This window comes from Trinickia camelliae (assembly GCF_053525655.1).
Window position 1 is genome coordinate 163,201 of record NZ_JBCHAA010000004.1, and the last position, 26,271, is coordinate 189,471.

At 63.4% G+C, this 26,271-nt stretch carries 21 protein-coding genes and 1 tRNA gene; 13 read left to right on the forward strand and 9 right to left on the reverse strand.

All coding sequences use genetic code 11. From position 1 onward, the window contains the following. Positions 1–16: 16 nt before the first annotated feature. From AAHK20_RS09050 to zwf, 4 genes are all read right to left on the reverse strand, one after another. Positions 17–1,177: a porin gene (locus AAHK20_RS09050; protein ID WP_449181125.1), complete on the reverse strand. Its 1,161-nt coding sequence runs from the start codon at positions 1,175–1,177 to the stop codon at positions 17–19. A gap of 640 nt (positions 1,178–1,817) precedes the next feature. Continuing rightward, positions 1,818–3,734, reverse strand: a complete 1,917-nt coding sequence (locus AAHK20_RS09055; RefSeq protein WP_449181126.1) for a bifunctional transcriptional regulator/glucokinase — start codon at positions 3,732–3,734, stop codon at positions 1,818–1,820. Further along, positions 3,712–4,416 (reverse strand): 6-phosphogluconolactonase, encoded by a 705-nt coding sequence (gene pgl / locus AAHK20_RS09060; protein WP_449181127.1) that lies wholly within the window; start codon positions 4,414–4,416, stop codon positions 3,712–3,714. Before pgl ends, AAHK20_RS09055 begins: the two co-directional genes overlap by 23 nt. A gap of 123 nt (positions 4,417–4,539) precedes the next feature. Continuing rightward, positions 4,540–6,000 (reverse strand): glucose-6-phosphate dehydrogenase, encoded by a 1,461-nt coding sequence (zwf, locus tag AAHK20_RS09065; RefSeq protein ID WP_449181128.1) that lies wholly within the window; start codon positions 5,998–6,000, stop codon positions 4,540–4,542. 345 nt (positions 6,001–6,345) lie between these two features. Here zwf and AAHK20_RS09070 point away from each other — a divergent pair, with 345 nt between their 5' ends. The 5 genes from AAHK20_RS09070 to AAHK20_RS09090 all read left to right on the forward strand — a co-directional run bounded on the left by AAHK20_RS09070 (position 6,346) and on the right by AAHK20_RS09090 (position 12,528). Then, entirely contained in the window at positions 6,346–7,593 is a 1,248-nt protein-coding gene (locus tag AAHK20_RS09070) for an ABC transporter substrate-binding protein (RefSeq protein WP_449181129.1), read from the forward strand. Between the two features lie 84 nt (positions 7,594–7,677). Then, on the forward strand, positions 7,678–8,619 hold the full coding sequence (locus tag AAHK20_RS09075; RefSeq protein WP_449181130.1) for a carbohydrate ABC transporter permease: 942 nt from the start codon (positions 7,678–7,680) through the stop codon (positions 8,617–8,619). Beyond that, complete coding sequence (locus AAHK20_RS09080) at positions 8,609–9,466, forward strand: carbohydrate ABC transporter permease (protein WP_449181131.1); 858 nt, start codon at positions 8,609–8,611, stop codon at positions 9,464–9,466. The genes AAHK20_RS09075 and AAHK20_RS09080 overlap by 11 nt, the downstream gene beginning before the upstream one ends. A 121-nt stretch (positions 9,467–9,587) precedes the next feature. After that, positions 9,588–10,706, forward strand: coding sequence for an ABC transporter ATP-binding protein (locus tag AAHK20_RS09085; RefSeq protein ID WP_449181132.1), 1,119 nt, complete (start codon positions 9,588–9,590; stop codon positions 10,704–10,706). Positions 10,707–11,418: 712 nt separating this feature from the next. After that, on the forward strand, positions 11,419–12,528 hold the full coding sequence (locus tag AAHK20_RS09090; protein WP_449181342.1) for an asparaginase: 1,110 nt from the start codon (positions 11,419–11,421) through the stop codon (positions 12,526–12,528). A gap of 60 nt (positions 12,529–12,588) precedes the next feature. Here the strand turns inward: AAHK20_RS09090 and AAHK20_RS09095 are convergent, their stop codons facing one another. The 3 genes from AAHK20_RS09095 to trxB all read right to left on the reverse strand — a co-directional run bounded on the left by AAHK20_RS09095 (position 12,589) and on the right by trxB (position 15,184). After that, complete coding sequence (locus tag AAHK20_RS09095) at positions 12,589–13,176, reverse strand: trimeric intracellular cation channel family protein (protein WP_449181133.1); 588 nt, start codon at positions 13,174–13,176, stop codon at positions 12,589–12,591. Positions 13,177–13,198: 22 nt separating this feature from the next. Next, positions 13,199–13,987 (reverse strand): Smr/MutS family protein, encoded by a 789-nt coding sequence (locus AAHK20_RS09100; RefSeq protein ID WP_449181134.1) that lies wholly within the window; start codon positions 13,985–13,987, stop codon positions 13,199–13,201. Positions 13,988–14,188: 201 nt separating this feature from the next. Continuing rightward, a complete protein-coding gene (gene trxB, locus AAHK20_RS09105) occupies positions 14,189–15,184 on the reverse strand; it encodes a thioredoxin-disulfide reductase (protein ID WP_449181135.1) in 996 nt (331 codons plus the stop codon). A 351-nt stretch (positions 15,185–15,535) separates the two neighbouring features. On the opposite strand from trxB, the gene AAHK20_RS09110 reads away from it, so the two are divergent. The 5 genes from AAHK20_RS09110 to AAHK20_RS09130 all read left to right on the forward strand — a co-directional run bounded on the left by AAHK20_RS09110 (position 15,536) and on the right by AAHK20_RS09130 (position 21,677). Then, positions 15,536–17,848 carry a DNA translocase FtsK gene (locus AAHK20_RS09110; RefSeq protein WP_449181136.1) on the forward strand — a complete coding sequence of 771 codons (2,313 nt, stop codon included), beginning with the start codon at positions 15,536–15,538 and terminating at the stop codon, positions 17,846–17,848. Between the two features lie 93 nt (positions 17,849–17,941). Beyond that, complete coding sequence (lolA, locus tag AAHK20_RS09115) at positions 17,942–18,676, forward strand: outer membrane lipoprotein chaperone LolA (RefSeq protein ID WP_449181137.1); 735 nt, start codon at positions 17,942–17,944, stop codon at positions 18,674–18,676. Positions 18,677–18,728: 52 nt separating this feature from the next. Further along, on the forward strand, positions 18,729–20,039 hold the full coding sequence (locus AAHK20_RS09120) for a replication-associated recombination protein A (protein ID WP_449181138.1): 1,311 nt from the start codon (positions 18,729–18,731) through the stop codon (positions 20,037–20,039). A 121-nt stretch (positions 20,040–20,160) separates the two neighbouring features. After that, positions 20,161–21,459, forward strand: a complete 1,299-nt coding sequence (gene serS / locus AAHK20_RS09125; RefSeq protein ID WP_449181139.1) for a serine--tRNA ligase — start codon at positions 20,161–20,163, stop codon at positions 21,457–21,459. Between the two features lie 127 nt (positions 21,460–21,586). Next, positions 21,587–21,677, forward strand: a tRNA-Ser gene (locus AAHK20_RS09130). Between the two features lie 87 nt (positions 21,678–21,764). Here AAHK20_RS09130 and AAHK20_RS09135 read toward each other — a convergent pair. Together AAHK20_RS09135 and AAHK20_RS09140 are read right to left on the reverse strand one after the other, a co-directional pair. Then, complete coding sequence (locus AAHK20_RS09135) at positions 21,765–22,496, reverse strand: ArsR/SmtB family transcription factor (protein WP_449181140.1); 732 nt, start codon at positions 22,494–22,496, stop codon at positions 21,765–21,767. A 12-nt stretch (positions 22,497–22,508) separates the two neighbouring features. Next, positions 22,509–22,952 (reverse strand): MarR family winged helix-turn-helix transcriptional regulator, encoded by a 444-nt coding sequence (locus AAHK20_RS09140; protein WP_449181141.1) that lies wholly within the window; start codon positions 22,950–22,952, stop codon positions 22,509–22,511. 148 nt (positions 22,953–23,100) lie between these two features. On the opposite strand from AAHK20_RS09140, the gene AAHK20_RS09145 reads away from it, so the two are divergent. The 3 genes from AAHK20_RS09145 (at position 23,101) to AAHK20_RS09155 (ending at position 26,223) form a co-directional block, all read left to right on the forward strand. Further along, entirely contained in the window at positions 23,101–24,642 is a 1,542-nt protein-coding gene (locus AAHK20_RS09145) for a DHA2 family efflux MFS transporter permease subunit (protein WP_449181142.1), read from the forward strand. Between the two features lie 92 nt (positions 24,643–24,734). Next, positions 24,735–25,520 carry a type I methionyl aminopeptidase gene (map, locus tag AAHK20_RS09150; protein WP_449181143.1) on the forward strand — a complete coding sequence of 262 codons (786 nt, stop codon included), beginning with the start codon at positions 24,735–24,737 and terminating at the stop codon, positions 25,518–25,520. A 169-nt stretch (positions 25,521–25,689) separates the two neighbouring features. Beyond that, positions 25,690–26,223, forward strand: coding sequence for a GNAT family N-acetyltransferase (locus tag AAHK20_RS09155; protein ID WP_449181144.1), 534 nt, complete (start codon positions 25,690–25,692; stop codon positions 26,221–26,223). The last annotated feature ends 48 nt before the right edge of the window (positions 26,224–26,271 follow it).

Below are 26,271 nucleotides of genomic sequence, written 5' to 3' on the forward strand. Positions count from 1 at the left end.
CGAACTGATACCGCTTTTAGAACTTGTGGCGGATGCCGACGCGCGCGGCGACCTGGTTCGAGTTCGAGCTCGCGCCACCGCCGAACTGCGCCGCGTAGATGTCGGCCGTGACGCCGCCGCTCATCGCGTGCTGGTAGATACCCATCAGGTAGACGTCGGTGCGCTTCGACAGCGCGTAGTCGGCGATCGCATTGAACTGACCATACTTCGGCTTCTGGCCCGTAGCGTTGACCTTGCCGTTCGTGTACGTGTAGCCGGCACCCAGCGTCGCTGCCGGCGTCAGATGGTATTGACCCCAGAGTTCGTAGCTGTCGAACCACACGGTGTTGCCCGTTACGCCGTTGGCGTTTTCGAAGCGAACGTTCGAGAAGTTGCCGCCGAACTGCACCGGACCCAGAATGTACGAAGCACCCGCACTGATGGATTGCATGTTGGACGGAACACCCACGAGGCCCCAAATACCAGAGCTCGACGTGACAGCGGTCGGCTTTTGGTCATTGACAAAGTTGCCGTCGTTGAATTGGCCGTTCGGATTGCCCGACGTGTTTGCCGGGTTCTTCGCGAAGAAGTAGCCAGCGCCGATGTACAGCGGGCCGGCCGAGTAGTTCAGGCCGCCGCCAACCGTGCTGTTCTGGCTGAATTGGCCAGGTTGGCCGCCGAATGCATAGAAGCCTTCAGCCTGCACGCCGTAGAAGCGCGGCGACACATACTTGACCGCGTTGTTGATACGGAAACCGTTGTCGGTGTTGTCGATATCGGCCGGGTGCGAGAACAGGGCGCCCCATTGACCGTTGAACGTCGTCGGCTGTGCGTTGTCGACGACCGGGTCGTACTGGCGGCCCAAGGTCAACGTACCGTAGGTGTCGTTCGTCAGGCCGACGTAGGCTTGACGGCCGAACTCGCGGCTACCCTGGCTGAGCGTGCCCTTGGCGGCGTTGAAGCCGTTTTCCAATTGGAAGATGGCCTTCGTGCCGCCGCCGAGATCCTCAACGCCCTTCAAGCCCCAGCGGCTGCCTTGCACGATGCCGCTTTGCTCTTGCCACTGCGAGTGCCCGCCGGTGTTGTTCACGTACGTGATGCCGAGGTCGATGATGCCGTAAAGCGTGACGCTGTTCTGCGCGAATGCCGGTACTGACACGGCACTCGTCACTGCGAGAGCGATGAGCGATTTCTTCATTAAGTGGTCTCCGAGACGGATTGCAAGTTGTGAGCACCCGGATGGGGTGAAGGTTTGCAGCGGATACGCATGCCTAATGAACGACCCGGTCCCCGCCGCGGTTTTCAGGGAACGCTCGGATACTAGGGGTCTTAAATTCACCGACTCATTAGTAGAAACACTAGTTGTTCTAGGTTGTTGCGGATTTCGCAATAACGTGTTGCAAAACTTGATTTGATGAGACCTAGACTACATGCGGCTTTCAATGAAAGCGTTTGCTTAAATACGATCAAGGTGTGACTTTTTGACAACGCCGCCCGCGAAGTCAGCAACCGTTGTAAATGCGCTGAAAAATTGGGATATGAAGAGAGCGCTTAATAGGCCACCCGACGATGCGTTGCGGGTCGTTCGAAGAGGCGGTCAATTTTTCGAGATCCCGCGCAAGGAATCGACCGAGCTTTGCATGGGGTCGGACCGCCAAGTCCGGGTCGACAAAAAAAGACCCGCGCCGTTGTCACGGGGCGGGTCGAGCTCTTTAGATGAATGCTGGCGCGTCGCTAACTCGCCAGCAGACTGAATGAAACCACGCGCGCATTTTTTTCAGAATGAGGGAAAGCGCGGTAAGGGTTTTCGCGAAGGCGGACGACGCTCAGTGCACCTATCAATCCGCCGCCGACGACGCCGCGCCATGACTCAGCCAATCGAGCACCGCGACTGCATCGTCATTGCTTTCCGAGCGCGCTTTCGCCACCGCTTCGGTCATCTCCGTGCTCGGCACGGCGCGCCGGATCGCGACGCCCACCGCGAGGATGTCGATCATCAAGAGGTGAAGGATCCGCGAAATCATCGACAGCTGCGATTCGCGGATCTCGATGTGATCGGTTTCGAGCGCGACCGTCGCGCGTTTCGCGAGCGGCGTGTTGCTCGAGGTGATCGCGATCACTTGTGCGCCCGCTTGCATTGCGACGTCGAGCACGCGCAGCAGTTCGGGCGCGCGGCCCGACTTCGACACCGCGACGATCACGTCGCCCTTGCCCAACAGCGCGGCCGACGCCGCCTGCATGTACAGATCGCCGTAGGCGATCGTCGGGATGCCGAAGCGGAAGAATTTGTAGTGCGCGTCCTGCGCGACGATGTTCGAGTTGCCGAGGCCGTAGAACTCGATGCGCCGCGCGCCGTTCAGGAGGTCGATCGCGCGCTCGACGTTTTCGAAGTTCAAGTGCTCGCGCAGTTGCAGGATCGCCGACACGGTGTTGTCGAGCACCTTCGCGCCGAAGTCGGTCGCGGCGTCGCCCAGATGCACCTGGCTGTGGCTCACCGGGATCGTGCCCGTGAGGCCCGTCGCGAGCTTGAGCTTGAAGTCGGAGAGCCCTTGGCAGCCGAGCGAGCGGCAGAAGCGGATCACGGTCGGCTGGCTGACGTCGGCCTTGCGCGCGATGTCGACGATCGGGTCGTTGATGATCGAGCGCGGGTGATTGAGCGCGAGGTCCGCGACGCGGCGCTCGGCCGGCGTGAGCGCGTCGCGCATCTGGCGGATGCGCTCGAACACGGCCGACGAGCCCGCGCCCGAGCGGTTCGACAACTGCTCGGCGAGGATCGCCGAGACCCCGAGGAACGCCGGATATTCGGCGGTGATCACGTAGGTCGGCACGTTGGCGAGATAGGGCTGGAAGCGGCCCTTCGCCTCGAAGCGTTCGCGGAACGGCGAACGCGCGAAGACTTCGCCGAGCCGCGGCACGACGCCGCCGCCAATATAGATGCCGCCGAGCGCGCCGAGCGTCACCGCGATATTGCCGGCGAACGTGCCGAGAATCCCGCAGAAGCAATCGACGACTTCGATCGCGAGCGCTTCGCCGTCGAGCGCGCGGTTCACGACGTCGGCCGGATCGAGTGTGGCGGGCACGCGTTTCTTGTCGCGCGCGGCGAGCGCGCGGTAGATCAGTTCGAGCCCCGGACCTGCGGACACGCGCTCGAACGATACATGCGACCACTTCTTGCGCGCGTACTGGAGCACGATGTCTTCTCGCTCGTCGGCCGGCGCGAAGGTCGCGTGGCCGCCTTCGCTGCCGAGCGCGATCCAGCGGTCGTCGGCGGGAATCAGGCCCGATACGCCAAGCCCCGTGCCCGGCCCGAGCAGGCCGATCACGCTGTTTTGCCGGCGCGTGCCGCCGCCGACCTGCACGCGTTGAGCGTCGGTGAGACCGGGCAGCGCCATCGCGAGCGCGGTGAAGTCGTTGACGACGAGCAGCGTATCGAAGCCGAGCGCGCGGCGCGTCGCCTCGATCGAGAACGTCCAGTTGTGATTGGTCATGCTGACCTGGTCGCCGTCGACCGGGTTCGCGATCGCGATCGCAGCGTGATTCACGCGGCCAATCTTCGTATCTTTCACGTACTTCTTGAGCACGTCGGCGACGCCGGGATATTCCGCGCACGGATAGACGCGGATCTGCGTGATCTCGCCGGGACCCGTTTCGAGCGCGAAGCGCGCGTTGGTGCCGCCGATGTCGGCCAATAGGCGCGGCCCGTCGGCGTGCTGGCCCACCCCGGGGACAGCCTTAGTTTGCACACCAGTAGACATCGAGTCTGACTCCCTTGTCGTTTGCCAGCTTCGAGATGGCGTTTTTTTGGTCGGCGGCCGCGGCGGCGTTGAGCACGTCGAGCTTGCGCGGGCCGGCAATGAGCAGGAACAGCCGGTCGATCTGCTTGAGTGCGGAGAGCGACCAGCTCACGCGCGCATGCGGCGCGGCGCTTGGATGGACGGCGACGAAGCGCTCCGGCGTCGTGATCGCGAAGTCCCACTCGGGCGCGTCGGCGAAGATCGAGGCGGTGTGGCCGTCCTCGCCCATGCCGAGCACGGCGACCCGCGGCAACGCGCGCGCCGCGTCGCTGTTCAGCGCGGCGATGTGCGCGTCGAGCGGCTGCGAGATGTCGACGAGCGGATGAAAGCGCGCTTGGCTGGCGGCGTGCGTCAGCAAGGTTTCGCGCACGAGGCGCGAATTGCTGGCGGTATCGGTGTCCGGCACCCAGCGGTCGTCGACGAGCGTGACGTCGATGCGGTCCCAGTCGAGCGGCTCGTGCGAGAGCGTCTCGAGAAACGGGCGCGGGCTGGTGCCGCCGGATACGGCGAGCGTCGCACGGGGTGCGCCCGATGCGCTTGCGCTGCCATGGGCGGCGAGCGACGCTTGTAGCGCGTCGCGCACCGCTTTCGCCAGCGCGTCGGATTGGGCGCGCGGGTCGTCGAAAGCGTGAAGCTCGATCACTTCTCCTCCAGGCTGCTTTTTGTAGGTTTCGTCGATGTCGTGCGATCGGCGTGTTGCGCGCTGCGGTTGGGCGCGCGCAAACCGCCAATCATAAATAAACCTGCAATTCTCTTCAGAACACTTTCAATTTTCTTCCTCGAGCCAGCAGGTGCCGTGCTGCGCGAGCATCGCACTCGCGGCGGCCGGCCCCCACGTGCCCGACGCATACGGTTTCGGCGGTTTGTTCGCCGCCTTCCATTCGTTCAGGATCGGCTCGACCCAGGTCCACGCGGCTTCCTGCTCGTCGCGGCGCACGAACAAAGCGAGGCGGCCGTGGATGACGTCGAGCAACAGACGCTGATACGCCTCCATCTGGCCTTCCTTGAAGAACTGGTCGAACGCGAGATCCAAGTGCACGCTCGACAGGTTCATCCCTTCGCCCGGCTGCTTCGCGAGGCAATAGAGGCGGATCGTTTCGTTCGGCTGCAGGCGGATCACGAGACGGTTTGAGCCGGGGCGCAGCGCCGTGGGGCCAAGCGCCGAATGCGGCACGGCGCGGAAATTCACGACGATCTCCGCGACCCGGTCGGCCAGGCGCTTGCCCGTGCGCAGGAAGAACGGCACGCCGGACCAGCGCCAGTTTTCGATCTCCACCTTCAGCGCGACGAAGGTCTCGGTGGTGCTGTCGGGCTTCACGCCATGCTCGGTCGCGTAGGCCGGCACCGACGTCCCCTTGATCACGCCCGCATGATACTGGCCGCGCACCGCGATCTTGCTGATGTCGCGCGGATCGATCGGCTTGAGCGCGCGCAGCACGCGCAGCTTCTCGTCGCGCACGGAGTCGGAATCCATCGAGTGCGGCGGCTCCATCGCGACGATCGAGAGCAGCTGCAGCAAGTGGTTCTGCACCATGTCGCGCAACGCGCCGGTGTTGTCGTAGAAGTCGCCGCGGCCTTCGACGCCCAGCTCTTCGGCGATCGTGATCTGGATGCTTTCGACCCACTCGCGGCGCCACAGCGGCTCGAAGAGCGCATTGCCGAAGCGCAGCGCGAGCAGGTTCTGCACCGGCTCTTTGCCGAGGTAGTGGTCGATCCGGTAGATCTGCTCTTCGGCGAAGATTTCGCCGACCGCATCGTTGATCGCATTCGACGAACGCAGGTCATAGCCGAGCGGCTTTTCGAGCACGATCCGCGCATTCTGATTCAAGCCGACCGACGCGAGCGCGCGGCAGATCGGCACGAACAGCGACGGGCCGGTGGCGAGGTAAAACACGCGATTGCCGGGCAAAGCGGCGACGGCGTCGCGCAGCTTCGCGTAGTCCTCGGGCTTGCCGAGATCCATGTAGACGTAGGCAATGCGCTCAAGGAAGCTCTTCCAGCACGTTTCGTCGAGCCCGTTCTTCGAGACGTGTTCCCTGACGTTTTCTTCGACCCACTGCAAATAGCCGTTCAAGTCGTTATCGTCGCGCGCGACCGCCACGATCTTGCCTTGCTCGGAAAGCATTCCTGCACGGTGCGCTTCATACAGTGCGGGCAGGATCTTTCGCATCGACAGATCGCCGGTTCCGCCAAAGAGAACGAAGGTGAAGCTCGAGTCGGTTTGCATGTGTCTCCGCGGGTAAGTCAGAGGGTTGTAGCCCGATAAAATTTTTTTTGACACTGAATTGTAGTTTAACTACAATCCAAATCAAGAGGTAGCGTTAAATTACCTCTCCGAGCCTGCACCGCGCGACGCGGCGCAAGCCAAAATCAAAAGAGGAGACTCGTAGTTTGCTTCCCCAGTCTATTCACTCTTGAGAGCCAGCGGCCGAACACGGGCGCGCTGGCGCATATGCGCACGCGCAAGTCCGACGCTCGACCGCCCAGTGTTTTGCCTGTTTTACAAACCACCGCTTCCCGGCCATATCGGGGGCCAATCGTTTCTTGTTCAGGTGTCTGGAGGAGATAAAGAATGAAATTTCGCGCGATCATGGGTGCGCTTTGCGCCGCAGGTCTCTTGTGCGGTGTGTCGGCTGTGCAGGCGGCAGAATCCCTCGAAGTGCTGCACTGGTGGACTTCGGGCGGTGAATCGAAGGCCGTCGGCGTCCTCAAGGACGACATGCAGAAACAAGGTTACACGTGGAAGGACTTCGCGGTGGCAGGCGGCGCAGGCGCCGCGGCCATGACCGCACTGAAGACGCAGGTGATCTCGGGCAACGCGCCGTCCGCCGCGCAAATCAAGGGACCGCTGATTCAGGAGTGGGCGTCGCAAGGCGTGCTCGTGAACGTCGATTCCGCTGCCGGCGACTGGAAGAAGAACCTGCCGCCCGAAATCGACAAGATCATGCACGCCGACGGCCACTACGTCGCCGCGCCGTTCTCGGTGCACCGCGTGAACTGGGTCTGGTACAACAAGGCTGCGCTCGACAAGGTTGGCGCGAAGGTGCCGACCAGCTGGCCTGAGTTCTTCGCCGTCGCCGACAAGCTGAAGGCCGCGGGCATCCAGCCGGTCGCAGCAGGCGGCCAACCGTGGCAAGACCTGACGCTGTGGGAAGACGTCGTGCTGTCGCAAGGCTCGGACTTCTATAAGAAGGCGCTCGTCGACCTCGACCAGAAGACGCTGACCTCCGACAAGATGGTCCAAGTGTTCGACACGGTCCGCAAGATCGAGTCGTACATGGATAACAGCCGCACGGGCCGCGACTGGAACCTCGCCACGGCGATGGTCATCAACGGCAAGGCCGGCATGCAGTTCATGGGCGACTGGGCGAAGGGCGAGTTCGCGAACGCGAACAAGAAGCCGGGCTCGGACTACATCTGCGCGGCAGTGCCGGGCACGGCGAAGGACTACACGTTCAACGTCGACTCGTTCGTGTTCTTCCAGCAGAAGGGCCAATCGGCTGCATCGGCTGGCCAGCTTGCGCTCGCCAAGACGATCATGAGCCCGGGCTTCCAAGAGCAGTTCAGCTTGTACAAGGGCTCGATCCCGGTGCGCCTCGGCGTGTCGATGGACAAGTTCGACGATTGCGCGAAGAAGTCGTACGCGGATGAGCAAACGGCGATCAAGGGCGGCGGTTACGTGCCGTCGCTGGCGCACGGCATGGCTCAGCCGGACGCGACCGCTGGCGCGATCACCGACGTCGTGACCAAGTTCATGAACTCGGATCAGGACTCGAAGAGCGCGGTTGCCGCACTCGCGAAGGCCGCTCAAACGAAGTAAGCGAAGCAGCAAGGCGCCCGTTCTCCGCTTCGCTGCGGAGGCGGGCGCGGAAGGCCACGAGCACTTAGTTTCAGGAGTCGAGTAGTGACTGCTTCTTCTCTCAGCGGCAATGGGAAAACGGCAACCGCCGCCCGCCGCACGTCGCCGCTGTCGGCGCTCGCCGACCGCTGGATTCCGAAGCTGGTGCTATCGCCCAGCATCGTGATCAGCCTGATTTTCGTCTACGGTTTCATCCTGATTACCGGCTATCTGTCGCTGTCCAACTCGACATTGATGCCGCGCTACACGTTCGTCGGCCTCGATCGCTATCGACAGCTGTTCGAGAACGACGTGTGGTGGACCTCCGCCAAGAACCTCGGCTGGTTCGGCATTCCGTTCATCGCGATCTGCGTGGGTCTCGGGCTTTTCCTCGCGATCCTGCTCGACCAGAAGATCCGCAACGAAGGCGCTTTGCGCGCGCTGTTCCTGTATCCGATGGCGCTCTCGTTCATCGTGACCGGCACGGCATGGCAGTGGATTCTGAATCCCGATCTCGGCGTGCAGAAGGTCATCAACGACTGGGGCTGGACGAGCTTCTCGTTCAACTGGCTGAACGACCCCGACAAGGCGATCTTCTGCATCGTGATCGCGGCAGTCTGGCAATCGACGGGCTTCGTGATGGCGCTGTTCCTCGCCGGTTTGCGCGGCGTCGATGCGGAAATCTTCAAGGCGGCGCAGGTGGACGGCGCGACCTTGCCCACCATCTACCGCAAGATCGTGATCCCGAGCATGCGCCCGGTGTTCTTCTCGGTGCTCTTGATCCTGTGCCACATCACGATCAAGACCTTCGACCTCGTCGTCGCGCTGACGGCGGGCGGGCCGGGCACGTCGTCGTCGCTGCCGGCCATCTTCATGTACACGTTTTCGTTCAACCGCGGGCAGCTTGGCGTCGGCGCAGCGTCGTCGATGATGATGCTCGCGACCGTCGTGGCCGTGCTCGTGCCGCTCATGTATCTGGAATCGAGGAGCACCCGCAATGCAGCCTAAGATGACTATTAGCCGTGCCGTCATCTACGCGGCCTTGATTCTGTTTGCGCTGTACTTCCTGTTCCCGATCTATGTGATGGTGTCGACGTCCTTCAAGGACCTCGACCAGATGCGCACGGGCGACTTGCTCTCGCTGCCCACGCATTGGACCTTCGCGCCTTGGGTCAAGGCCTGGAGCGAGGCGTGCACCGGCGTGCGCTGCGATGGGATGCAGCCGTTCTTCATGAACTCGATCAAGATGGTGATTCCCGCCGTGCTGATCTCGTCGATCGTCGGCGCGTTCAACGGCTACGTGCTCACGCACTGGCGCTTCCGCGGCGCCGACGCGCTCTTCACGATGCTGCTCGTCGGCTGCTTCATCCCGTTCCAGGCGATCTTGCTGCCGATGGCGCGCCTTCAAGGCTTCTTCGGCATCTCCAATACGATCACGGGCCTCGTGTTCGTGCACGTGGTGTACGGGATCGCGTTCACGACGATGTTCTTCCGCAACTTCTACGTGAGCATTCCCGCTGAGCTCGTGAAGGCGGCGCGCATCGACGGCGCGGGCTTCTTCATGATCTTCACGCGCATCCTGCTGCCGGTGTCGCTGCCGATCTTCATGGTGTGCCTGATCTGGCAATTCACGCAGATCTGGAACGACTTCCTGTTCGGGATCGTGTTCTCGGGCGTCGACTCGATGCCGATCACGGTGGCGCTGAACAACCTCGTCAATACCTCGACGGGCGTGAAGGAATACAACGTCGACATGGCCGGCGCGATCATCGCCGCGCTGCCGACGCTGCTCGTCTACGTGGTTGCCGGCCGCTACTTCGTGCGCGGTTTGACGGCGGGCGCGGTGAAGGGCTGACGCATTGGCGCGTGTTCGCATCGCGCGCTTTTTTCGATCGATACCAGCATCCGGCCTGCCGCGTGAGTGCATGACGGTGGCCGGATTCAAAAGCAGTACCAGAGACTAGAGGATTCACAGCATGGCAAGCCTTTCCATCCGTGACGTGTACAAGACCTACCCGAACGGAGTGCCGGTTCTGAAGGGTGTCAACATCGACATCGAGGACGGCCAGTTCCTGATTCTCGTCGGCGGCTCGGGCTGCGGGAAATCGACGCTGCTCAACATGATCGCCGGTCTCGAGACCGTGACGAAGGGCGAGATCCAGATCGACGGCAAAACGGTGAACGACCTGTCGCCGAAGGATCGCGACATCGCGATGGTGTTCCAGTCGTACGCGCTGTATCCGTCGATGACGGTGCGCGAGAACATCTCGTTCGGCCTCAATATCCGCAAGGTGCCGAAGGGCGAGCAGACGCAGATCGTCGATCGCGTTTCGAACATGCTGCAGATTTCGCACCTGCTCGACCGCAAGCCGGGCCAGCTGTCGGGCGGCCAGCGCCAGCGGGTCGCGATGGGCCGAGCGCTGGCGCGCGATCCGGTGATGTTCCTGTTCGATGAGCCGCTCTCGAACCTCGATGCGAAACTGCGCATCGAAATGCGCTCGGAAATCAAGCTGCTGCACCAGCGCCTCGGCACGACGATCGTCTACGTGACGCACGACCAGATCGAAGCCATGACGCTCGGCGATCGCATCGCCGTGATGAAGGACGGCATCGTCCAGCAGTTCGGCGCTCCGCAGCAGATTTACGATTCGCCGTCGAATCTGTTCGTCGCGGGCTTCATCGGCGCGCCGCCGATGAACTTCATTCAAGGCAAGCTCGTGGAGCAGGGCGCGGGCGTTGCGGTCGAGATCGACACAGGTGTCAAGCAAGGTGCGCTGAACCTGCCGTTCGACGCAGCGAAGCTCAAGAGCCGTGTCGGCCAGGACGTGATTCTCGGTCTGCGCCCCGAGCGCATCACCGATGCGCGCAGCGCGCACGACGTGAATAGCGCGCACTTACAGCCGATCGAAGTGAAGGTCGACGTGATCGAGCCGACCGGGCCGGATACGCTCGTCTTCGCGCAAGTGAACGGCAAGCGGATCGTGAGCCGCGTGCACCCGGCGTCGAACCCGCAGCCGTTGCAGAACATGACTTTGCTGTTCGACGTGTCGAAGGCGGTGCTGTTCGATCCGAGCAATGAGGAGCGCATTGCCTGAGGTGCGTGCTGGATTGTGCCGAAGCGTGAGATGCGGTTGTCGATGTGAAGGATGATGTCCCAGCGGTCAGGTAGCGGTCGAGGTTCCGCGCCTGGCCGCTTTTTTTTGTCCGCTGCCCCGGTCTCTCTAATATTTGCTTGCGTTTCAATTCGCTGGCAATCCGCGGCAATTGGCGGTTTTTATTTACACCGCTGAAACTCTATTTTTCTGTCGCAATCCATATTCAATTGTTTTGTTTCCCGATTGATGTGCAATCGGGTTGGCTGATGCAATTAAAGTGTACAAATTAAAACTAAAAATCCGCGTAATCGCTGACTCGATAGACCGCTCAGTATTAATTGTTTGCGCGAAATATGAAGACTGGAAAACGTGTCTACGCTTGTTAAATACTCGTTTTGCGCTAACATGGCCCTTCATGTAGTAAGCCAGGCCTAGCGGCGACACGTATCGAGCCGCGAATACGCACCCAAATGCGCAATCCTGGAAGTTCTCGCAGGCAATTAACTCACGGCTTTTCAACCTTATTTGAATCACCTTCAGCTCGAATTTATTCGGTCGCCTGTTTGCAGTCTGTCGCCGGCAATCTGATTGCCGGCGTTTGTCTTTGAAAGTCGTTTGTTGCTTTGCTGTATTGATCTGTTAGTCGACTCCCCGTCTATCACCAGCTAAGGGATTACAAATCATGCAAAACACGATAGCTGTCAAACCGACAATGGCGCGCCGCTGGTCGGCGAGTTTCCTGGCCGTCGCGGCCGTCGCGGCGATGGTGACGCTGTGCGGGCCGCGCGCGCATGCGGCTGACGCCGCCGCTCCGGCCGCCGAGGCGAGCACGAACCTGCCGCGCGTGATCGTTCTCGCCACCGGGGGCACGATTGCGGGTTCGGCCGATCCGCGTGCGGCGAACGCTTACAACGCGGGCGCGGTCAGCGGGCAGCAGTTGATCGCGGCGGTACCCGGCATTGAGAAGCTCGCGAACATCAAGGCCGAGCAGATCGCGTCGATCGGCTCGCAGGACATGAACGACAAGGTCTGGTTCGATCTCGCGCGCCGCATCCAGCAGATCTTCGACAACAACGAGGCGGACGGCGTCGTGATCACGCACGGCACGGATACGCTCGAAGAGACGGCGTTCTTCCTCGACAACGTGTTGCGCACCGATAAGCCGGTCGTGATCGCGGGCGCGATGCGTCCGTCGACGGCCATCAGCGCCGACGGCCCGGCCAATCTCTACGAGGCCGTGGAAGTGGCGGCGAGCCCGCGCGCGCAGGGGCGCGGCGTGATGGTCGTGCTGAACGACAAGATCGAGTCGGCGCGCTGGACGACCAAGACGAACAGCACGAGCGTCGAAACGTTCGCGTCGCCGGACCTGGGGCCGATCGGCTACGTCGACCCGGCGAGCGTCCGGTTCACGGTTCCGCCCTATGACAAGCCCTCGAAGAAATACGCGTTGCCCGCCGACGGCAAGCTGCCGCGCGTCGAAATCATCTACGCGCACAGCAACATGGACGCCGTGCAGATCGACAACGCGGTCAAGAGCGGCGCGAAGGGCCTCGTGCTGGCGGGCGTCGGCGACGGCAACACGTCGAAGGAAGCGATCGCCGCGCTGCAGAGGGCCGCGCAGAAGGGCGTCGTGGTCGTGCGCTCGACGCGCGTCGGGTCGGGCTTCGTCAACCGCAACGTCGAAGTCAACGACGACCAGAACGGCTTCGTCGTCTCGCTCGATTTGAACCCGCAGAAAGCGCGCATCCTCACGCAGCTGCTGATCGCCAACGGCATTACCGCCGCGGGACCGGTCCAGCAGGCGTTCGGCGCGACCTGGTGATGGAGGCTGCGCCCGGCCCTTGAAACTTGAAAGGGCCGGGCGCGGCGGCGAAGACGTTCGTCAGTGCGGCAAGCGCACGTCGAACTTGTAGGTGACGAGCCGGGCCACGAGAATGAAGCCGGTCGCGATCAGCACGCTATAAATCGAATCGACATTGAGCTGATTGAGCAGCAGATACAGCCAGCAGCCGACGAACGCGCAGGTCGCGTACGGGCGCGAGTCGCGCAGGATGAGCGGTACGTCGTTGCACAGCACGTCGCGGATGATCCCGCCGAAGACGCCCGTCGTCACGCCCATCAGCACCGCGATGAACGCGGGCATTTCCGCGTCGAGCGCGATCGACGTGCCGGCGACGCTGAACAGCCCGAGCCCGATGGCGTCCGCGATCAGGAGCGCGCGCTCGGAGATCACGTGCGAGATCAGGCGCAGCACGTACGGCGCGAAGAACGACGCCACGAAAATGACGATCACGTATTCCTGATGCTCGACCCAATAGAACGGACGGCGTTCGAGCATGATGTCGCGCACGGTGCCGCCGCCGAACGCGGTGGCCAGCGCGACGAGAAACGTGCCGATTGCGTCGAGACGGCGCTTGCGTGCTTCGATGAAGCCAGAGGTGGCATAGGCGAGGATGGCGATGGTCTCCATGATGGAGACCACAAGTGTCAGCCTAGGATGTACCACGCGCCCCCCGGTCGGAGCGGGTGCCGATCGGCGCGCCGGTTGCGCTCGCGGGCTGCAGCAGCACGAGCACGGCGCCCGCGCCGCCGTCGTGCGGCCGCGCCTGGCAGAACGCGATCACTTCCGCCTTCTGCACGAGCCACGCTCGCACTTTGCCTTTGAGCACCGGCTCCTTGCCGATCGAGCCCAGGCCCTTGCCGTGAATCACGCGCAGGCATCGCAGGCCGCGTTTGCCCGATTCGCGGATGAATTCCGCCAGCGCCTCGCGCGCCTCGTCGCGGCGCATGCCGTGCAAATCGAGCTGCGCCTGCACGATCCAGTCGCCGCGCCGCAGCTTCTTCACGACATCCTGGCTCACGCCCGGGCGGCAGTAGGAAAGGGATTCGTCGGTCTCGAGCAGGACCTCCGGGTCGAACTCGTCGGAGATCGCTTCGTGCAGCACGGCTTCTTCGTCGCGCTGCGTTTGGACCGGGAGCGGGGGAGGCGGCGTGCGCACGCTCGGGGCGCGGGGCGGCGCTTTCAGCGGGGCGACTTCGCCGATCTCGCGGCGAAACAGATTGGCATCCGCGGCGGCCTCGCGCGCGGTCTGAGCCGCGGCGACTCGTTCGCGTTCGCGCTTGGCGGCGTCGCCTTTGAGCGCTTCGCGCAACGCGCCGAGTCCGGCGAGGCCGGCGCCGCGCGCGGGTGCCGGTTGAGGCGCCGTTGGGGCGGGCGCCGTTTTTTCGACGGCCGCTCGTTGCTTCTTCGGCTCGCTCGGGTGAGGTAGGTTCTTGGCCATGACGATGACATGCACTACTGGTGGACACGCGGCAAGCGCTTGCGCCGAACCGCGCTTCGACTTCTTTTAGCGGCTCGCGCAGGCGGACTATCCTGTCGCGCTTTGCGCCTCCAACGTAAAAGGGGCCGCCGGCGTCTGGCCGCGGCCCCTTTGATGCGATGGATCGTCGTCGAAGGCTACAAAGCGCGCTTGCCTGCCATTTTACCGGTCGGCTTCGTGGCTCATCACGTGTTCCTGCGTCACCTCGTGGATGCTCTCGAGGTAGCGCTGCGCGTCGAGCGCGGCCATGCAGCCCGTGCCGGCGCTCGTGATCGCCTGGCGGTACACGTGGTCTTGCACGTCGCCGGCGGCGAACACGCCCGGCACGCTCGTCGCCGTCGCGTTGCCGCTGAAGCCGCCGTTCGTGATGATGTAGCCGTTCTTCATTTCGAGCTGGCCGGCGAAGATATCGGTGTTCGGCTTGTGGCCGATCGCGATGAACACGCCCTGCAGATCGAGATCGGCCGTCTCGCCCGACTTCACGTTCTTGACGCGCAGGCCGTTGACGCCGGAATCGTCGCCCTTCACTTCGTCGAGCACGTGGTTCCACTTGATCTCGACGACGCCTTCCTTCTCCTTCTCGAGCAGGCGGTCGATCAGGATCGGCTCGGCGCGGAACTTGTCGCGACGGTGGATCACCGTGACCTTCTTGGCGATGCCCGCCAGATACAGCGCTTCTTCAACGGCCGTATTGCCGCCGCCGACCACGGCCACGTGCTGGTTCTTATAGAAGAAGCCGTCGCAGGTCGCGCAGGCCGACACGCCGCGGCCGCTGAACTTCTCTTCGGAGGGAAGGCCGAGATACTGCGCCGAGGCGCCGGTCGCGATGATCAGCGAATCGCAGGTGTACTCGCCGGAGTCGCCGATCAGGCGGATCGGCTTTTCGTCGAGCTTCGCGGTATGGATGTGATCGAAGAGGATTTCGGTGTTGAATCGCTCGGCGTGGTCGAGGAAACGCTGCATCAGCTCGGGGCCTTGCACGCCGTTCGCGTCCGCGGGCCAGTTTTCGACGTCGGTCGTCGTCATCAGCTGGCCGCCTTGCGCGAGGCCCGTGACGAGCACCGGCGACAGGTTGGCGCGCGCTGCATAGACGGCGGCGGTGTAGCCGGCGGGGCCGGAACCGAGAATCAGGACTTTGGCGTGTTTGCGGGTGGACATGATGGGGCTTCAATCCGTAAAAAAGCGGCTGGCGGATGCGCGGTTCGATCTGTTCGAGCCAATGCAACCGGGGCTGCAACAGCAGATGGGTACGAGCCTCGCATTATAAAGGCCCGCTTACGGCGCTGCTGAGAGAACCTTTCAATCGTCGCGATAGCCTGGGCGGGCCCGCTCGCGACCCCGCGTGTTTCCCGTTTGGGCCGAAAAAGCACGTTCCACGCCCGGAAGTTGCGCGACTGTCGCGAGTTACCGTCATTTACAGCCTGCCGTGCAACTGAGCGTTTACAATAGCCCGCATCGAACGACTGGCGGCTTTCGCACCTGATCGCCGCACGATGCACTACGGATTCAATGGCCAAAGCTCCCTATTCCGCGAACGCGCAGGCATTGCCGCATCGCATGTCGCGCCTCTTCACCGAAATTCGCTGGATATTGCAGGTCGCGCTCGGCGTGTTCCTGCTGATGGCGCTCGTCAGCTACAGCCGCCACGACCCGAGCTGGACGCATGCGGCGCAGGTCGACCGCATCAACAACTGGGCGGGGCGCGTCGGCGCCTGGACTTCCGACATCCTGCTGCTCCTGTTCGGGTTGTCCGCCTACTGGTGGGTCGTGCTGCTCGCCCGCCACATTTCCGCGAATTACCGCCGTATCACACGCACCGAGGCGCCCGACGAGGATGCGCCGCGCGATACGTCGACGTGGATCACCGAAGGCTTCGCGTTCGTGCTCGTGCTGCTCGCCTGCGACGGCATCGAGGCGTTGCGCATGTGGTCGCTGAAAGTGCAGTTGCCGCGTGCGCCAGGCGGCGTGGTCGGCGAGGCGGTGGCGCGCGGCGTGTCGCATGCGCTCGGCTTCACGGGCGGCACGCTTGCGCTGCTGGTGGCGCTTGGCATCGGCTTGTCGCTGTATTTCCGGTTTTCGTGGCTGTCGGTGGCCGAAAAGGTCGGCGACGCGATCATCTCGGCGGTCACGCTTGCGAAGCTGCGCCGCGAGACGGTGCGCGACCGCAAGCTCGGCGAGGCCGCCGCGGTCAAGCGCGAGGGCAAGGTCGAGCAGGGCCGCGTGCGGATCGAAGAGCACGAGCCCGTCACGATCGTGCCGCCGGTCGTCACGCCGGCGAAGTCGGAGCGCGTCGAGAAGGAGAAGCAGGTACCGCTCTTCGCCGACCTGCCTGGCGATTCGACGCTGCCGCCGATCGCGCTGCTCGACCCCGCGCCGCCCGCCCAGGAAACGATTTCCGCCGATACGCTCGAATTCACGTCGCGTCTCATCGAGAAGAAGCTCAAGGATTTCGGCGTCGAGGTGAGCGTCGTCGCGGCGTATCCGGGGCCGGTCGTCACGCGCTACGAGATCGAGCCGGCCACGGGCGTGAAGGGCAGCCAGATCGTCAATCTCGCGAAGGATCTCGCGCGTTCGCTGTCGCTCGTGTCGATCCGCGTCGTCGAGACGATTCCCGGCAAGAACTACATGGCGCTCGAGCTGCCGAACCAGCGGCGGCAGACGGTGCGTCTCTCCGAAATTCTCGGCTCCGAGGTGTACGCGGCGGCGCCGTCCGCGCTCACGATGGGTCTCGGCAAGGACATCGGCGGCAAGCCCGTCTGCGCCGATCTCGCGAAGATGCCGCACTTGCTCGTCGCGGGCACGACCGGCTCTGGCAAGTCGGTCGGCATCAACGCGATGATTCTCTCGCTGCTCTACAAGGCGAGCGCCGACCAGGTCCGGATGATCCTGATCGATCCGAAGATGCTCGAAATGAGCGTCTATGAAGGCATTCCGCACTTGCTGTGCCCCGTCGTCACCGACATGCGCCAGGCCGGCCATGCGCTCAACTGGGCGGTCGCCGAAATGGAGCGCCGCTACAAGCTGATGAGCAAGCTCGGCGTGCGCAATCTCGCGGGCTACAACAACAAGATCGACGATGCGGCGAAGCGCGAGGAAAAGATTCCGAATCCGTTCAGCCTGACGCCGGAAGATCCGGAGCCGCTCGCGCGCCTGCCGAACATCGTCGTCGTGATCGACGAGCTCGCGGACCTGATGATGGTGGTCGGCAAGAAGGTCGAAGAGCTGATCGCGCGGATCGCGCAGAAGGCGCGCGCGGCCGGCATCCACTTGATTCTCGCGACGCAGCGTCCGTCGGTCGACGTCATCACCGGCCTCATCAAGGCCAACGTGCCGACGCGCATGGCGTTCCAGGTGTCGTCGAAGATCGATTCGCGCACGATCCTCGACCAGCAAGGCGCCGAGTCCCTGCTCGGCATGGGCGACATGCTCTATCTGCCGCCGGGCTCGGGCTTGCCAGTGCGCGTGCACGGCGCGTTCGTGTCGGACGAGGAAGTGCATCGCGTCGTCGACAAGCTCAAGGAGCAGGGCGAGCCGAATTACATCGAAGGCATTCTTGAAGGCGGCGTCGCCGGTGAAGGCGACGAAGGCTCCGCGGGCGCCAGCGGGGCCGGCGGCGAAGAGTCGGATCCGCTTTACGATCAAGCGGTCGAGGTCGTCGTCAAGAATCGCCGTGCGTCGATCTCGCTCGTGCAGCGGCACTTGCGCATCGGCTACAACCGCGCGGCGCGGCTGCTCGAGCAGATGGAGCAGTCGGGGCTCGTTTCGGCGATGTCGTCGAACGGCAACCGCGAAATTCTCGTGCCGGCGCGCGAAACCGATTAAGCGGCAGGGCAAGCCGCGCCGCCATGCGTCGCGCGCGGTTTGCCGCCGCCGCGGTTCAAGCTGGCCCGAGCCACATCTACGGAGAACCACCTCATGCTGCAATTCTTCGGGCGCGATGCCCGTACTTCCCATTCCGCTGCGAATCGCGCGCGCCGTCCGCTGTTGCGCTCGGCGGCGCGCCTCGCGAGCATCGCCTTGATCGGTGCGGCGATGTTCGCCGCGCCGCAGGCGTTCGCGAGCGGCACCGAGCAGTTGAAGGCGTTCGTGTCGCAAGTCAAATCGGCGCGCGGCGACTTCGTGCAGAAGCAGGTGAAGGCGCCGAGCAAGGCGCAGGCTGCAAGCAGCGATATGGCGATGCCGAACATCACGAGCACGTCGAGCGGCACGTTCCTGTTCGCGCGTCCCGGCAAGTTCATCTGGTCGTACGAGAAGCCGTATGAGCAAGTGCTGCAAGCCGACGGCGACAACCTCTACGTCTATGACAAGGACCTGAACCAAGTCACGGTGCGCAAGCTCGGGGGCGCGCTCGGCGCGAGCCCGGCGGCGATCCTGTTCGGCAGCAACGATCTCGACAAGAACTTCACGCTCAAGGACGCCGGCGTGAAGGACGGCATCGATTGGCTCGAGCTGACGCCGAAGGCGAAGGACACGCAATTCCAGCGCGTGGGCATCGGCTTTCGCGACGGCAACCTCGAAGCGATGGAATTGCACGACGTGTTCGGCAACGTGACGCTGCTCACGTTCTCGAACATCCAGAAGAACCCGCCGCTCAAGCCCGATACGTTCAAGTTCGTCGTGCCGAAGGGCGCGGACGTGTTGAACGGTTGAGCGTCGTGCGCGGCGCGCTCATGGAGCCGCGCGAATAGGGAGGGCAGGGTTCATGTCGGATCTCTTCCAAGTCGAACCGCGCCGGCCGCTTGCAGAAGCACTGCGGCCGAAGACGCTCGACGAGGTCATCGGTCAAACCCACTTGCTCGGCGAGGGCAAGCCGTTGCGGCTCGCGTTCGCGTCGGGCAAGCCGCATTCGATGATCCTATGGGGGCCGCCGGGCGTCGGCAAGACGACGTTGGCGCGGCTCACCGCGATTGCGTTCGATTGCGAATTCATTGCGCTGTCGGCCGTGCTCGGCGGGGTCAAGGACATCCGCGAATCGATGGACCGCGCGCAGCAGAATCTGAACACGCGCGGCAAGCACACGATTCTGTTCGTCGACGAAATCCATCGGTTCAACAAAGGGCAGCAGGACGCGCTCTTGCCGTTTGTCGAATCGGGCCTCGTGACCTTTATCGGCGCAACCACCGAGAACCCGAGCTTCGAGGTGAACTCGGCGCTGCTGTCGCGTGCTCAGGTTTATGTGCTCAAGTCGCTCAGCGATGACGAGATGCGGCAGCTATTGCGGCGCGCGCAGGAAGTCGCCCTCGAAGGTCTGGTCTTCGAGGAACTGGCGGTCGATACGCTGATCGGCTACGCCGACGGCGACGCGCGGCGCTTCCTGAACCTGCTCGAACAGGCGCAGACGGCGGCGTTTTCGTCGAAGAAGATGCATATCGACGCCGACTTTGTCACGAATGCGATGACGTTGAACGCGCGGCGCTTCGACAAGGGCGGCGAGAATTTCTACGACCAGATTTCGGCGCTGCATAAGTCGGTGCGCGGCTCGCATCCGGATGCGGCGCTTTACTGGTTCTGCCGGATGATCGACGGCGGCGCCGATCCCAAGTACCTCTCGCGCCGCATCGTCAGGATGGCGTGGGAAGACATTGGCCTCGCCGACCCGCGCGCGATGCAGATCGCCAACGACGCCGCCGCGACCTTCGAGCGCCTCGGCTCGCCCGAAGGCGAGCTGGCGCTCGGCCAGGCAGTGATTTACCTCGCGTGCGCGGCGAAGAGCAACGCCGGGTATAACGCGTTCAATCAGGCGATGGCGTTCGTGAAGCAGGACAAGTCGCGCGAAGTGCCGGTTCATTTGCGCAACGCGCCGACCCGCTTGATGAAGGAACTCGGTTACGGCCGCGAATATCGCTACGCGCACGACGAGCCGAATGCGTATGCGGCCGGGGAGACCTATCTGCCCGAGGGCATGCGCGAGCCGGGATGGTACGCGCCGGTGCCGCGCGGGCTCGAAACGAAGATCGCGGAGAAGCTCGCCTGGTTGCGCGAGCTCGACAAGAAGGCCAGGGAGTCCGAGTAGAAGACCTGTCCGTCGTCAAGAAGTATTGCTGCAAGCGCCTCTAGCGCACCGGCCGATGCTCCTGAGCACTACGCCGGTGCGCTAAAATCCCCCCTTCATACAACGAAGACTGTTTCCTCCCATGCTCGACATCCAGTTGCTGCGCAAAGACCTCGACGGCGTCGCCAAGCGCCTCGCCGACCGCGGTTACACCCTCGACGTCGCCGCGTTCTCCGCGCTCGAAGCGGAACGCCGCGCCATCCAGACTCGCACCGAAGAATTGCAGTCGCGCCGCAACACCCTGTCGAAGCAGATCGGCGCGATGAAGGGGCGCGGCGAGGACACGTCGGCTGTGATGGCCGAAGTGGGCGGCATCGGCGACGAGATGAAGGCGTCGGCCGTCCAGCTCGAAGATGTGCAAAAGCGCGTGTCGGACTTGATGCTCGGCATGCCGAACCTTCCGCACGAAAGCGTGCCGCTTGGCAAAGACGAAACCGCCAACGTGGAAGTGCGCCGCTGGGGCACGCCGCGCGCGTTCGATTTCGAAGTGAAGGACCACGTCGACGTGGGTACGCCGCTTGGCCTCGACTTCGAGACCGGCACCAAGCTCGCGGGCGCGCGCTTCACGATGCTGCGCGGCCAGATTGCGCGTCTGCATCGCGCGCTCGCGCAGTTCATGATCGACACGCATACGCTGCAGCACGGCTATACGGAAATCTATACGCCGTACATCGTCAATCCTGAGATTCTGTTCGGGACAGGCCAGCTGCCGAAGTTCGCCGACGATATGTTCCGCGTCGAGAAGGGCGGCGGCGAAAACGTCGTGACGCAGTATCTGATCTCGACGTCGGAGATTTCGCTGACGAACACGGTGCGCGACAGCATCGTCGAAGGCAGTGCGCTGCCGATCAAGCTGACTGCGCATTCGCCGTGCTTCCGCTCCGAGGCGGGTTCGTACGGCCGCGATACGCGCGGGATGATTCGCCAGCATCAGTTCGACAAGGTCGAGATGGTGCAGATCGTCGCGCCCGAGACTTCGTACGATGCGCTCGAGCAGATGGTCCTGCATGCGGAGACGATTCTGCAGAAGCTCGAGTTGCCGTATCGCGTGATTACGCTGTGCACGGGCGACATGGGCTTTTCGGCATCGAAGACCTACGACCTCGAAGTGTGGCTGCCCGCGCAGAACACCTATCGCGAGATCTCGAGCTGCTCCAATACCGAGTCGTTCCAGGCTCGCCGGATGCAGGCGCGCTATCGGAACGCGCAGGGCAAGCCGGAGCTTGTCCATACGTTGAACGGTTCGGGCCTTGCCGTGGGCCGTACGCTCGTCGCGGTGCTCGAGAATTTCCAGAACGCGGATGGGTCGGTGACGGTGCCGGCGGCGCTGCGTCCGTATCTCGGCGGCGTGGCGAAGCTGGACGTGTTGGCGGCGGCTTGATGTCGCACCACCTGCTATTCGGGCCTTTTCTACACTTTCGTGTAAAAAGGCCTTGGAATTCGATTGGAGATGTACTATAATCTTCGCTTCGCCGGGCAGCGACCAACCTGGTGAAGCAGTAAAACCCGGAGAGGTGGCAGAGTGGTCGAATGTACCTGACTCGAAATCAGGCGTACGGTTTCCCCGTACCGTGGGTTCGAATCCCACCCTCTCCGCCAGATTGCAAAAAATGCCCGCGTAAGCGGGCATTTTTTTCGTCTTGGCCAAACGCAAGTCACGGTCAGATGCTGCGCAAGCAACGTGACTTAGGCGTTAGCCGCAGCAGGCAACACATGCACGCCAGTGCTGTCATCCCGCTCGATCCCAAGATGCTGCTTAAGCGCTGCCCAGCCGAGCGGCGTCACAACGACAGTCCGCTTCTCCGGCACCCGCCGCATCCAATCCCAAGCGAAAAAAGCGTTCATCAGCCGCGCCGCGAACGGCCCGGCGATGTGATATTGGCGCTCGGTCCAATCGAGGCATTGACGCACGGTGCCGGCTTCATCGAGTTCGATTCCATTGACGTCGAGCCCGAGCGACCGCAGCCATTCGACACCCGACGGCGTCAAGCCATAGCCCCGCTCGCCGGCTTCGAACAGGAACCCGCGCTCGAGCATGCCTCGCGTAACCGCGACGCCGAGCGTCCCTGCAAGATGGTCGTAGCAGCAGCGAGCAAAGCGCAATTCCTTTGCGGCACGAGTCGGCGGACTTCGCCAAGCCGGCGTCACGGGACCGATGGACGCAAGGCTTTCGAGCGCGAGCGCCACGTGCGAGCCCGCAAGCCGGTAATAGCGATGTCGGCCCTTGGTTTCCACGGTCACGAGGCCGCCCGTCAATAGCTTCGCAAGGTGGGAGCTGGCGGTCTGCGGCGTGATCCCCGCAGCATTGGCGAGCGCGCCTGCGGGCAGGGCGCGGCCGTCCGCGAGCGTGATCAACATCGCGGCGCGCACCGGCTCCGCGATCAAATAAGCGACGGACGAGATGACGAGCTGGTTCATTTCCAGGCTCCGTTACTGATCGACGATCGAACTCAGATTCGCCCGCACGCGGCGCAGCATCGAAATCATTTGTTCGATTTCCTCCGCGGTAAATCCCGCGAGCGCTTCGGCGGCCACTTCGTCGCCGACGCGGCGCGCGGTTCCCATCACATTCTCCGCTTTCTCGGTCAGCCGCACCTGACGTTCGCGCCGGTCGTTAGGATTGGCCGGACGCTCGACCCATCCGCCTTCCTCCATTCGGTCGAGGAGCCGCCCGGCCGAGATCGGTGCGACTTCGAGCAGATCGGCGAGCCGCGCCTGATTCACATTGCCGAAGTGCGAGAGATAGGCGAGCGCGCGGCATTGCGCGCGCGTGAGTTCCACGGACGATTTCGCGAGATCGTCGAACCGCTTGCCGCACAGGCGGCCGACGTCGGAGATCAAGAAGCCGAAGCGTTTGTCGAGTTCGGTGGTCATCGGGCGATTATACGGAACGCAAGGGGGTGCGATCGCGCGCCGCCAAAAGCGCGGCGCTGGGCGAAAACGCTGGGAAAGCCCCGATTGCCGGGCGGGCGTGGATTCTTATAATAAGCATGCTTACTATTTTTCCACATCGCTCCCGACAATGTCCGCAGAATTGGCGCCCGCCGGCGCCGCAGCACCGCTCAATCGCGGCATGATCACGCTCTCGATCATGCTCGCGACCATGCTCCAGACGCTCGACAGCACCATCGCCAACGTCGCGTTGCCGCACATGCAGGGCACGCTGTCGGCGTCGCAGGACGAGATCACATGGGTGCTGACGTCCTACATCGTCGCCGCGGCGATTGCGACGCCGCTCACCGGATGGCTCTCCGACCGCTTCGGCGTGAAGCGCCTGCTCGCGGTGTCGATTGCCGGGTTCACGATCGCGTCGGCGCTGTGCGGAATGTCGGAGACGCTCCCGCAGATCATCGCGTCGCGCTTGCTGCAAGGCGTATTCGGCGCGTCGCTCGTGCCGATGTCGCAATCGATTCTGCTCGACATCAACCCGCGCGAGCGGCAAGGGCAGGCGATGGCCGTGTGGGGCATGGGCGTGATGGTCGGGCCGATCCTCGGGCCGACTTTGGGCGGCTGGCTCACCGACAGCTACAACTGGCGCTGGGTGTTCTTCATCAACGTGCCGATCGGCGCGTTTGCGCTGTTCGGCGTGCTCACGTTCCTGCCGCAGCGCGCTGCGCGACCCGACGCCAAGTTCGACCTGTTCGGCTTCGCCACACTGGGCCTCGCGATCGGCGCGCTGCAGGCGCTGCTCGATCGCGGCGAGCAGCTCGACTGGTTCGGTTCGCTCGAAATCGTCACCGAGGCATTGATCGCCGCGATCAGCTTCGCGTTCTTCATCGTGCACACAACGACCTCGGGTCCGAACACGTTCTTTCGCTATCAGCTGCTTAAGGACCGCAACTTCGCGACGGGCACGTTCTTCATCTTCGTGATCGGCGCGGTGATGTACGCGACGCGCGCGCTCCTGCCGCCGATGCTGCAGACCCTGATGGGCTATCCGGTCGCGACGACGGGGCTCGTCACCGCGCCGAGCGGCGCCGGCACGATGGTGTCGATGATGCTGGCGGGCAGGCTGTTGCGGCGGGTCGATGCGCGTCTGCTGCTGCTCGCGGGCTTTCTGGTTTCCGCGCTCGCGCTGTGGCAGATGATGCAGTACACGATCGTGCTGTCGCCGTCCGATATCGTCTGGCCGGGCACGATCCAGGGCTTCGGCCTCGGGCTCGTGTTCGTGCCGCTGTCCGCGCTGACGTTCTCGACGCTCACGCCCGAGTTGCGCGCCGACGGCACCGCGACGTACAGCCTGATGCGCAACATCGGCAGCAGCATTGGCATTTCGATCGTGCAGACGCTGATGACGCGCGGCACGCAGGTTGCTCATGCGGATCTCGCGGCCAACATCAACGTGTTCAATCCCACCGTGCAGCCGATGATCGCCGGCGGATCGCGCGCCAGCACGCTCGCGCTCATGAACCTCACGATCACGCAGCAGGCGCAGATGATCGCCTATCTGAACGACTTCAAGCTGATGTTCGTCGCGACGCTTTTCGTGATTCCGCTCGTGCTGTTGATCCGGCCTGCGGCCAAGCCATCGGACGACAACCTCGCGCACGCCGCCGCCGACTGAAACCGGTCCCGCCAGCCGCGTCTGTACAATGCCGGATGCTCATGCCGGTCCTCCGACCGGGCATGCCGCCTGCATGACGGAATACGACACCGATGACCATCACCTACAAGACCCCCGCCGACATCGAGAAGCTGCGCATTTCCGGCCGCCTCGCTGCCGACGTGCTCGCGATGATCGGCGAGCACGTGCGCGCCGGCGTCACCACCGAGCAGCTCGACGCGATCTGCAACGACTACATCGTCAACACTCAGAAGGCGATTGCCGCCAACGTCGGCTATCTGGGCTTTCCGAAGACGGTGTGCACGTCGGTCAACCACGTCGTGTGCCACGGCATTCCGAATCGCAGCGAAGTCCTGCGCGACGGCGACATCGTCAACATCGACGTGGCCGTGATCAAGGACGGCTATTTCGGCGATACGAGCCGCATGTATTGCGTCGGCGAGCCGAGCTCCGTGGCGCGGCATCTGATCGATACCACCTACGAAGCGATGGTCGCGGGCATTCGGCAAGTGCGGCCGGGCGCGACGCTCGGCGACGTCGGGCATGCGATTCAGCGCGTCGCGCAGCGCGAGGGCTATTCGATCGTGCGCGACTACTGCGGGCACGGTATCGGCAAGGTCTATCACGAGGACCCGCAAGTGCTGCACTACGGGCAGCCCGGACAGGGCTTGAAGCTCAAGCCCGGCATGGTCTTCACGATCGAGCCGATGGTCAACGCGGGGCGGGCCGGCACGGCCGTGCTGCGCGACGGCTGGACCGTCGTCACCAAGGACCGTTCGCTCTCCGCGCAATGGGAGCATATGGTCGCCGTCACCGACGACGGTTTCGAACTCCTTACGCCCTGGCCCGACGGCACGGGCACGTATGATGCCCCGTGATTGACAGGCGCTTTGGCATATATGCGCCGCTGCATTGACGTGCCGTTTTTGGTGTGCCATTTCGTTGCTCTGCCGCGCGCCGTAAGGCGCTCCGCGCAATAACGATTTGACTCGCACGCCGGTTCGGTTGAAGCTACCCGTTAGCCTGTCCCCACAGAATCCAAGCCGCATGAGTTCATCGCTGACTGTCCGCCGTATCACCGCTGATCAGGGCGAAACCTACCGCGAATTGCGCACCGCCTCGTTGCGCGAAGCGCCGTACGCGTTTGGCGAGACGCTTGAAGAAGCGCTGTCCGCCGACGCCGCAACGTTCGATGCCACCGCCGCCAGCTATGCCGTTTCCGATGTCTCCACCAGCTTCATCCTTTACACCGAAGGGCACCCTGCCGGCCTGATCTGCGCGTTTTTCGAGGAAGTGCCCCCGCATCACGCATTCGTCTGCGAATTATGGGTGGCGCCCGCGGTACGGCATTTGCGCGGCGGCGAGCTGCTCGTGAACACCGCAAGCGAGTGGCTTGCCGAACAAGGCGCGCCCGAGGTCTACGCGTGGGTCGCCGATGCGAACCGCAACGCGATGCGTTTTTATCAGCGGCTCGGTTTCGGGCCGGCCGGCGAGCATGCGCCCAGCAGTCGCGCGCCCGATGAATGGCAAACGCTGCTCGTGCGTCGCGTGAGGCGCGAAAACGCCGCACTGCAAGGCTGATTTCGCTTGGTACCGCTGGTGCGGCTCGTGCTTGCCGCACTGTCTCGA